11 protein-coding genes are annotated in these 8,998 nt (G+C 35.5%); 4 read left to right on the top strand and 7 right to left on the bottom strand.

What is annotated here, in order from left to right; genetic code table 11:
* Positions 1-100: 100 nt before the first annotated feature.
* Together A2003_RS04375 and A2003_RS04370 are read right to left on the bottom strand one after the other, a co-directional pair.
* Positions 101-565, bottom strand: coding sequence for a MarR family winged helix-turn-helix transcriptional regulator (locus A2003_RS04375; RefSeq protein ID WP_004911447.1), 465 nt, complete (start codon positions 563-565; stop codon positions 101-103).
* A 654-nt stretch (positions 566-1,219) separates the two neighbouring features.
* Entirely contained in the window at positions 1,220-2,077 is an 858-nt protein-coding gene (locus tag A2003_RS04370) for an alpha/beta hydrolase family protein (protein WP_042891038.1), read from the bottom strand.
* Positions 2,078-2,196: 119 nt separating this feature from the next.
* Here A2003_RS04370 and A2003_RS04365 point away from each other — a divergent pair, with 119 nt between their 5' ends.
* On the top strand, positions 2,197-2,658 hold the full coding sequence (locus A2003_RS04365; RefSeq protein WP_004954119.1) for a hypothetical protein: 462 nt from the start codon (positions 2,197-2,199) through the stop codon (positions 2,656-2,658).
* A gap of 32 nt (positions 2,659-2,690) precedes the next feature.
* Here A2003_RS04365 and A2003_RS04360 read toward each other — a convergent pair whose 3' ends face one another.
* A complete protein-coding gene (locus A2003_RS04360) occupies positions 2,691-2,930 on the bottom strand; it encodes a hypothetical protein (RefSeq protein ID WP_004911434.1) in 240 nt (79 codons plus the stop codon).
* A 359-nt stretch (positions 2,931-3,289) separates the two neighbouring features.
* On the bottom strand, positions 3,290-4,591 hold the full coding sequence (gene brnQ / locus A2003_RS04355; RefSeq protein WP_005402557.1) for a branched-chain amino acid transport system II carrier protein: 1,302 nt from the start codon (positions 4,589-4,591) through the stop codon (positions 3,290-3,292).
* 345 nt (positions 4,592-4,936) lie between these two features.
* Here brnQ and map point away from each other — a divergent pair, with 345 nt between their 5' ends.
* Positions 4,937-5,731: a type I methionyl aminopeptidase gene (gene map / locus A2003_RS04350; protein ID WP_286686858.1), complete on the top strand. Its 795-nt coding sequence runs from the start codon at positions 4,937-4,939 to the stop codon at positions 5,729-5,731.
* Between the two features lie 25 nt (positions 5,732-5,756).
* On the opposite strand, the gene A2003_RS04345 is transcribed toward map, so the two are convergent.
* Both A2003_RS04345 and A2003_RS04340 read right to left on the bottom strand, forming a co-directional pair.
* A complete protein-coding gene (locus A2003_RS04345) occupies positions 5,757-6,680 on the bottom strand; it encodes a LysR family transcriptional regulator (RefSeq protein WP_004962142.1) in 924 nt (307 codons plus the stop codon).
* A gap of 52 nt (positions 6,681-6,732) precedes the next feature.
* On the bottom strand, positions 6,733-7,158 hold the full coding sequence (locus tag A2003_RS04340) for a guanosine-3',5'-bis(diphosphate) 3'-pyrophosphohydrolase (protein ID WP_286686857.1): 426 nt from the start codon (positions 7,156-7,158) through the stop codon (positions 6,733-6,735).
* A gap of 81 nt (positions 7,159-7,239) precedes the next feature.
* On the opposite strand from A2003_RS04340, the gene A2003_RS04335 reads away from it, so the two are divergent.
* Positions 7,240-7,563: a hypothetical protein gene (locus tag A2003_RS04335; RefSeq protein WP_004911419.1), complete on the top strand. Its 324-nt coding sequence runs from the start codon at positions 7,240-7,242 to the stop codon at positions 7,561-7,563.
* Positions 7,564-7,597: 34 nt separating this feature from the next.
* On the opposite strand, the gene grxD is transcribed toward A2003_RS04335, so the two are convergent.
* Positions 7,598-7,939: a Grx4 family monothiol glutaredoxin gene (grxD, locus tag A2003_RS04330; protein ID WP_004772459.1), complete on the bottom strand. Its 342-nt coding sequence runs from the start codon at positions 7,937-7,939 to the stop codon at positions 7,598-7,600.
* A gap of 163 nt (positions 7,940-8,102) precedes the next feature.
* Here grxD and A2003_RS04325 point away from each other — a divergent pair.
* The coding region (locus tag A2003_RS04325) for an aminotransferase class III-fold pyridoxal phosphate-dependent enzyme (protein WP_286686856.1) at positions 8,103-8,998 on the top strand (896 nt) is incomplete at its 3' end.

Raw genomic sequence — 8,998 nt, 5'->3', positions numbered from 1 at the left:
TAGTCATAAATTTTAGTCCCCACTTGTTTTTAAGTGGGGACTAAATTAAGGCTTATAGGATGAATTCATAAGGTGTGTTCAGCGGACGCTTACGATTAAATCAACGTGATAAATTCTTAAACATATGTTTTAAGATTTCCATTGTTTTTTCTATTTGCAATGGAGTTAAACCATCGAAAGATTGTTCTAAAATGACTGAAGTCAGGTCATTAATTTTAACAATCATTTCTTTACCTTTGTCTGTCAGAAAAACTCGCGTAATACGACCATCTTCTTTGCAAGAGTAAGTTTCGATATAGCCTTCATCTTTCAGGCGATAAACGATTTTAGTGGTCGTAGACATCTTTGAAATGACCATATCTGATAGTTCTGATACGCTGGCATGAGGTTTTACATTCAATGCAAGTAAAATACGACGGCGAGAATTGTCTAAACCATACTTTTTAAGTACGTTGTCGATGTTTTGAACGTACTGAGCATTTACTTGAGAAATCCAGTAATATGGAAAGTCTTCTAAGTTAAATGATTCGGCTGTAGGTAAAAAACGCGCATATTTTTTAGGCATTTACTTATTTCCTATGCTTGTTACTGTGAATTGGTTAACCAACTCTTGAATTCCATGAAGTGTCTTCACGACTTGCTGAAAAATCCAAGATTGATTGAATTTTCCACCATTTCATTTATAACAAATCTTCCTTAAAGAAGCTCTACAGCTATCTTTATTTTGAATAAAAAATCATCGAAAAAACATATAAAAATGTTATTTATGATGGTTTTATCTATTCTACACACTCTTTCAGATAGACAGTTTTTCTATAAATCAGTCTATCTCAAGAACATTGCTATTGTAGAAAATAAATACAATATTTGACGTGACTTTAAAGGCAAAAACTTATGTCTCAAATGTCATAAAATATAGAAATCAATATATTTATATAATAAATACTATCAAATACAGATAATTGGGTTAAACATATGGTTAAAAAATAACTAGAATAAATAATCTAAAAAGATGAATTAATACATTCTTTATCACATTTTTATGCTGTTTTTTGATCAATAAAATATACAGATGTAGAAAATTTAATAAATTTGGCGGTCAATTTAGTTTGATTAATTAATTTTGGAATGATGAAAGGTGGAATTTGATGTTATTAAAAAGACGCATCTAAACAGGATTACATATTTAAATGCGTAAAGTGAAGAGGGTACTTATTTATTAGAAGTTGATTTCTTTTTCAATGATTGACCATAGTTGCTTATGGCTCTTTTTAAACATCGACATATGCCCGATCTCATTAAAACCATGTTTCTGTGGATCAAGTTGAACTAGTTTGGTTTCAGCGTTTGGATACAGTCGTAATAAATCTTTGACATTCGCTTCTGTGGCGATTTCATCGTCTGTAGCCCAAAACGAAACGATAGGGCACTTAATCTGCTGATGATAGTCATTAAAAATAGTTTTACCAATCGTATTCATTACATAACCAGGTTTACTACAAAACTCAGCCCATTGTCTTGCAACATTTTTCGGTAGGTTTTCACCCATGCCGATGAATTGTGTCGCACCGTATCCTTTAAATAAACTTGAAACAGGGAAAATAATGTTGAACATAACAGGAGCTAATAACTTAGTTTTTCCCTTTAGACCTTTGATGTGACCTGTAGAACCCGCAATAGCTAATACCTTGGCAACTTTTTCATAAGAAGGGTTGATACCAAGCAACTGCCCGCCAGCACTATGACCAATAATAATCACCTGTTGTGCGTGGGTTTTGTTGATTAGTAAGTCAATTGCAGCTGGTATATCCAATAAACCCCAATCATCAATACTTGCTGTAGAATCTTTTAATTTGCCATGTAATGACTCACCAATTCCTCTGAAATCAAAGGTGAGAACTTGATAACCTTGTTGATTCAGCCATTGTGCAAATGAATTGTAAAAGTTCTGAGTAATGCCAGTTGCTGAACAAACCAGAATTGGAAACTGTTTTGTATTATTTTCAGAAGCGTAGTATCGAGCTGAAAGTTGATAACCATCTTTACAGCTGATCCAAAAAGATTTATAGGTATTCATAACGGAGAACTCAATACTATCTCTAATTACTTTACACAAGTTCCAAAAAGAAACTTATATAAAAAATGACTAAAAAGTCAAATAAAGGTAGAATCAAGATTATTAATTAAACAAATCAAATGGATATAGTTGTGGAATTTAACCAAGCAATGGAATTAGCAATAATTTTTAGTGGAATTTTTCTTTGGGTAGGAATGTTAACAGGCGTTTGGAAATATTATCAAATTCGAAGATCTCAACAATCAAGAGCTCATTATTATGTAGATATTGCGCATCGTAGTAGTTTGTTATATGCGAGTGCCAGTTTAATTTTGGCATGTTTAAGTTATTTCAGTATGTTAAGTGAAACTACAAAATTATTTTGCGTTGTTGCGAATCTGTTCTTTTTCTCGATGTCGATCCTAACTTACATAATCCATGGTTTTTTAAAAGACACAACCAACCAATTTAAACAACCTCATCAATTGGGACATTGGACACTACCAAGTTGGTGTATGAGTTTTATAATGTTTAGTTTGATAGTGGTTGAGCTGGGTGCAACAGCTATATTGCTTTACGGAACAATAATTTATTTCCAATAAAAAATGGATGATGACTCATCCATTTTAGTAAATTAATTTTTTTGACGCTCAGCACTCATTTGTCGAAACTTTCGGTCCACAATACCCCACGTACAAAAGGCTAGTGAAACGATCAGTGCATAGGCGAAATATTCAGGTTTCAAATTACCTTTAATTGTGCCTTGTAATAACAACGTAGCCATAAGTGCGAGTGTTGTGATTGCATATACGATCGAATCGTTTGCCTTCAGAGTGTTAATGAAGACTTGCTTGTTGAAATGTAATGATAACATCTCCATCCCTCCTTGAGTCGTGATGACAGAAACCTAATCGTTTTTGTCAGAATTGAATTTAAAGTTGTACTGCTTATTTTTAGGGATTTCAATAGGTAAAAAGACTATTTTGAAAATAAATTTTAGAATGTATTGATTTATATATGAAAATATTATTTTATTTGGTGATTGTTGGTATTTTTAATTATGATATTGTTGGTTTTTTTACATTTAGAAATAGAAAATAATAAAACCATAAATCATTAATTTAACAGTTAAAAAGATTTGTCGTAAACAAAAAATGAACGTTGGATAAAAGAACATTTTCTGTATAGCTAAAATCATGTCTGGGTAAAACATCATTTTAACGACAAATCATTTTAAATTTTTTCTTTACGCATTCGATCAATAGCAGTAGTTACCACCAGTACGATAAGAGATGGAAGTAGCCATGCTAAATTTTGTTCATTCAAAGGTAGATGTTGAATGAAAACTGGTAAATATTCGTTGAATCCCGCAGCTTTTACCGCTTCGATAATTCCGAAAATGAAAGCAACCGTAGTAACTGATCCAACAACTAATGATGGTTTATTCCAAAATTTCCAGAAAAAACTCAACATAATGACCACGATAGCTGGTGGGTAGATAGCACTAAGCACTGGTACTGAAAATGCAATAAGTTTAGTCAAGCCTAGATTCGAAATGACCAATGAAAAACCGATCAAGATAAAAACAAGAAATTTATATGGTAGACCAGTCAATTCAGTAAAGTATTCAGCACAAGCACAGGTTAGCCCAATAGCAGTCACCATACATGCTAAAAAAATTAATCCAGTCAGGAAGATAGAACCTAAGTCGCCAAATGCGTGTTGAACATATGCATGCAAAATAATAGCACCATTGTCAGCATTTGCAGCAACTTCATGACTACCCAAACCAAGTTTGAATAGGCTGATATATACGAGTGTAAGTCCAACACCTGCAATTAAACTTGCAATAATTGCATATTTAGTTATCAGTTTTGAGTCTGTCACACCACGTGATTGTATTGCTTGAATAATTACGATACCAAAGACCAATGCACCAAGCGTGTCCATGGTGAGATAACCATTAATAAAGCCTTCAGATACTGGACTACTCACATAGTTGTTGATCGGCGGTGAGATATAACCAGTCGGAATAACAATTGCTGCAATACCTAAAATTGCAAGTGCAATAATTTTTAAAGGCGCAAGAACATGCCCTACAGTGTCTAACAGCTTATTTGGGTAGAGTGATACAGCAGTCACTAGAGCAAAATAAATCACACTATATATAAATAAACTACTACTCGAAGTTCCAAAATAAGGAGCAAAACCAATTTCATATGAAACTGTCGCAGTCCGTGGAGTAGCGAATAATGGACCAACAGAGAGATAACAAACAATTGTTAATAAAAGGCTAGCAAATCGACCTAAAGGAGAACTAATAATCTCGATTGAGCCTTGCATTCGCGATAAAGCCATAATGGTAAGCACTGGTAAACCAACTGCAGTGATTAAAAAACCAAAAGCAGCAAGCCAAACATGTTCACCTGCTTGTTGTGCGACAATAGGTGGGAAAATAATATTACCTGCACCAATAAACAGTGCGAAGGTCATAAAACCTAAGGCAATAATATCTCCTGTACGAAGATGATTCATAAAATGGGAGGTTTAAAATAAAAGTGCGAATTCTAGACCAAAAATGTTCTCTTTTGAAACTAATTTTATGTGAAAATTGATTGATTTTTGACTAAAAAGAAAGCTTGTAAATCATATAATTAGGATTGGTAAACATAATTGTTTGAAATGATTTTAAAAGTGAAAAAATGGGTTAAACATGATGATATTATGATAAAAATCTAAATTAAATGTACAATTAATTGGTGTTTGTCCATAAAAGGGATTGAACATTTGAAAGCTAAGGCGTAAAACTATAGAAATGATGAATGCAACGCCTATGCATTATTTTTTGATTTTATTATTTTTTAATAAGGAATATCTCGAATGAGAGCTTCTACTGTGACCATCAAAACGGAACAAGATATTGAGAAGTTAAGAATCTCAGGACGTTTAGCGGCACAAGTTTTAGAAATGATAGGCGAGTTTATTAAGCCTGGCGTAAGTACAGAATACCTAGATGATATCTGTAATGATTACATTGTAAATACGCTGCAAGTGATACCTGCCAATGTTGGCTACCATGGTTTTACGAAGACTACGTGTATCTCCGTCAATGAAGAGGTTTGTCATGCAATTCCTTCTGCAAAGAAGATTTTAAAAGAAGGTGATATTTTAAATATTGATGTAGCTGTCATCAAAGATGGTTACTTTGGTGATACCAGTAGAATGTACTTTGTGGGTGAACCTACTCCTGAAGCAAAAAAATTAGTAGAAACAACCTACGAAGCGATGCTTGCTGGTATTCATACTGTAAGACCCGGTGCGACTTTAGGTGATATTGGTCATGCAATTCAATCTGTAGCACAGCGTGAAGGCTATAGTATTGTCCGAGAGTATTGCGGTCATGGAATTGGGCGCGTATATCATGAACAGCCAAACATTTTGCACTACGGGCAAAAAGGTCAGGGTATGGTGCTGAAGAAAGGCATGGTATTTACGATTGAACCCATGGTTAATGCTGGGAAACCATTTGTTAGAGAGTTGAGTGATGGTTGGACGGTTGTTACTCAGGATAAATCTTGGTCAGCGCAATGGGAACACATGGTTGCTGTGACTGATGATGGTTTTGAGTTATTGACGCCATGGCCAAATGGAACTGGACATTATCCTTCAATTTAAAGGGTTTCGAATCATCAAGGCTTGATTAAAAATCAGGCCTTTTTCTTGTAGAGCACATCGTTAGTTGTTCAACCAGATAATCAATAAATACACGTACGGCAGGTAGCAAACCTCTTCTCGATGGATATACAGCGTGAAAAATACCATGAGGTGCAGTCCACTCTGGTAATACTTTTACTAATTGTCCTGATTTTACAAAATCTTGAGCAATACTATCTGGTAATAAAGCGATACCGCAATTTTGGCTTGCAAGTTGTGCCAACATTAAAAGATTGGAAGCCATAATCACTGGGTTAACTTTAATTTTTTGTTGTTGATTATTTGGGCCACTTAATAAGAATTGTTGATCGAGATGATCTTCTGACATACTAATAATACGGTGTTTGCTCAGTTCTTCAGGTGTATTTAGGTGTCCAAATTCATTAAGATATGCTTGACTGGCAAAAAGACGTTGTTCTATTGCTTCAAACTCTCTTAATACGAGATTGGGGTCATCATCTAATTTAGAACGAACCCTTAAAGCTAGATCAATACCTTCATTAATAACATCAACACGACGGTTACTGACCATCATTTGTACGCGTACTTCGGGATATTTCTTCAAAAAAGCGGGTAGTATTTTGGCCATTTGGTTTTGGGCGATGTCGACAGGAACGCTCACTTTGATCACGCCACGAGGTTCGCTACTTAAGTGATTAACCACATCATGTGCTGCTTGCGCGGCATTCATCATGACTTGTGCGTGTCTATAGACATCCATACCGATATCAGTGACAGCAAAATGTCGTGAACTGCGTTGAATGAGGCGAACGCCTAGTTGTTCTTCTAAATTATAGACCCTACGGCTAAGCTTAGATTTTGGGATGTCAGTTGCACGTTCGGCTGCGCTAAAACCACCATGTTCTACAACCAGTGCAAAGCAGTAAAAATCATCTAAATCCGTTAGCATTCTGCCATAAACTCCAGCTTTTATAAGTTCTAGGTTAGTATAAACCGATTGATTAAATACTTTGTGTCAAAATATCGCGAACCAGTTGATATTCTTTAATTCGTTCAAAATCTTTATTTGTAGGTGAATGAATCCTCGATAAGTCCATATTGTCATTGATATCTGCAATTTTCACAACACGTGCTATAGGGTTTTGAAGGGTGCGTTTTGCAGCCTCAGTTCGAGATTCACCCTTTAGTTTAGTCAATGCTAGAATTGCTTCAACAATATCGTTATCACATCCTAATTCATATAGTTCATCTACAGTAGTATTAGTATCTTCGAGAACATCATGTAACACGGCTACAATTTTTTGCTGAATCGTTGAGACGTTCATCATGACGCGTAAAGGATGTAATATATAAGGGGCATTCGCCTTATCGACTTGTCCCATATGCTTTGTAGCGGCAAAAGCGATAGCTTGTTCTATAGAGACCATGTGCTAAATACTCCTGAGCTGAGAATAGCTTTGATTAGGATATTCTTTTAAACTGTTTTTAATTTCTTAAGCTTTATCATCATGTCTTATCAACTTATTAATATTGCCGATTCAACTCAAAATATTGTCTGCCCATATTGTCAACAAGCTGTACTAGATTGGGAACAAGAGCAATATATCCAACCATGTGATCATACGTTATTTATCGCTATGGACTTGGGATTTGAATATATAGCAGATCGTTTTGAAGAAACTTTGTCACAATCTGTTGATGAAATTCATGAAGATGCCAATATGAATATCTTTTCTAGTATTTCAAAGTCAACATATGAAGATGTAATTATTTTAAAATCAGATTTGGGCGTCGAAGGGATGTTTCGTTATATCGGTTTAAGTTGTAAGTAATAAAAAAGCCAATCAAGAGATTGGCTTTTTAAACTTATGCTTCAGGTGCTGGGCTATATTGCTCAACTAATGGTTTTAATTCACCATTTTGGAACATCTCAAGCATGATATCGCTACCACCAATAAGCTCACCATTTACCCATAACTGTGGGAAAGTAGGCCAGTTTGCAATTTGAGGTAATGTTGCACGAATATCTTGGTTTTCTAAGATATTTACATAGGCAAATGGACGACCAATTTGACTAAGTGCTTCAACTGCACGAGCTGAAAAACCACATTGCGGGAATTGTGGAGTGCCTTTCATGTAAAGTAAAACAGGGTGTTTCGCAATTTGATCACGAATTAACGCTACTGTATCACGCGCTTGTTCCGTCATAGATAGATCCTCAACTAATCTTCCCAAATTATATACCGAAAAATTAGCTGCGGGCTATTGCTAAAGATTTTTCTTGTATAAATGTGAGTTTAAGCTTTCAATCTACACAGGTTTTTGCTTATATAACCTTTTTCAACACAACTAACGATAGATTGAGTTTGTTATGACTAATATCACTCTTGCTCCTGTGCAACCTGATCAACCTTCACATCTTATGGCTACTTATGGTCGCCAAGCGATCAGTTTTGTTCGAGGACGAGGGGCGTATCTGTACACAGCAGATGGTACTGAATATTTAGATGCTTTGACAGGTATTGCTGTATGTGGTTTAGGTCATGCTCATCCTGTGATTGCAGAAGCAATTGCAGAGCAAGCTGCAACATTAGTACACACCAGTAACTTATTTGAAATTCCTTGGCAGACAGCTGCTGCGCAGAAACTTGCTGAAGTTTCAGGAATGGAAGAAATCTTTTTTTCAAATAGCGGTGCTGAGTCAAATGAAGGTGCAATTAAAATTGCTCGTAAATTTGGTGCGCAGCAAGGTGTGAGTAATCCTAAAATTATCGTTGCTGAACAATCTTTTCATGGTCGTACTTTGGCAACCTTGTCTGCAACAGGGAATAAAAAAGTTCAGGAAGGTTTTGCGCCATTGGTTGAAGGATTTATTCGAGTTCCATTTGGTGATATTGAGGCAATCCAAGAAGCTGCAATCAATCATCCAGACATTGTTGCTATCTTGATTGAGCCAATTCAAGGAGAAGGTGGTGTCAATACTGCTCCACAAGGCTTCAGCTATTTAGAAGAAGTTCGCGCACTATGTAATCAGCACAATTGGTTGATGATGCTTGATGAAATTCAAACTGGTAATGGTCGTACAGGTAAATATTTTGCATACCAACACACCAATATAGTTCCTGATGTGATGACAACTGCAAAAGGTTTAGGAAATGGTTTTCCTGTTGGTGCGGTCATGACTCAAGGTAAAGCAGTTGGACTATTGGGTGCTGGTAGTCATGGTTCGACATATGGTGGAACTGTTTTAGGTTCGCGTGTTGTTTA

This window comes from Acinetobacter sp. GWC1_38_13, from assembly GCF_001767535.1.
GTDB lineage: Bacteria > Pseudomonadota > Gammaproteobacteria > Pseudomonadales > Moraxellaceae > Acinetobacter > Acinetobacter junii.
This window is presented reverse-complemented; position numbering and strand designations above follow the sequence as displayed.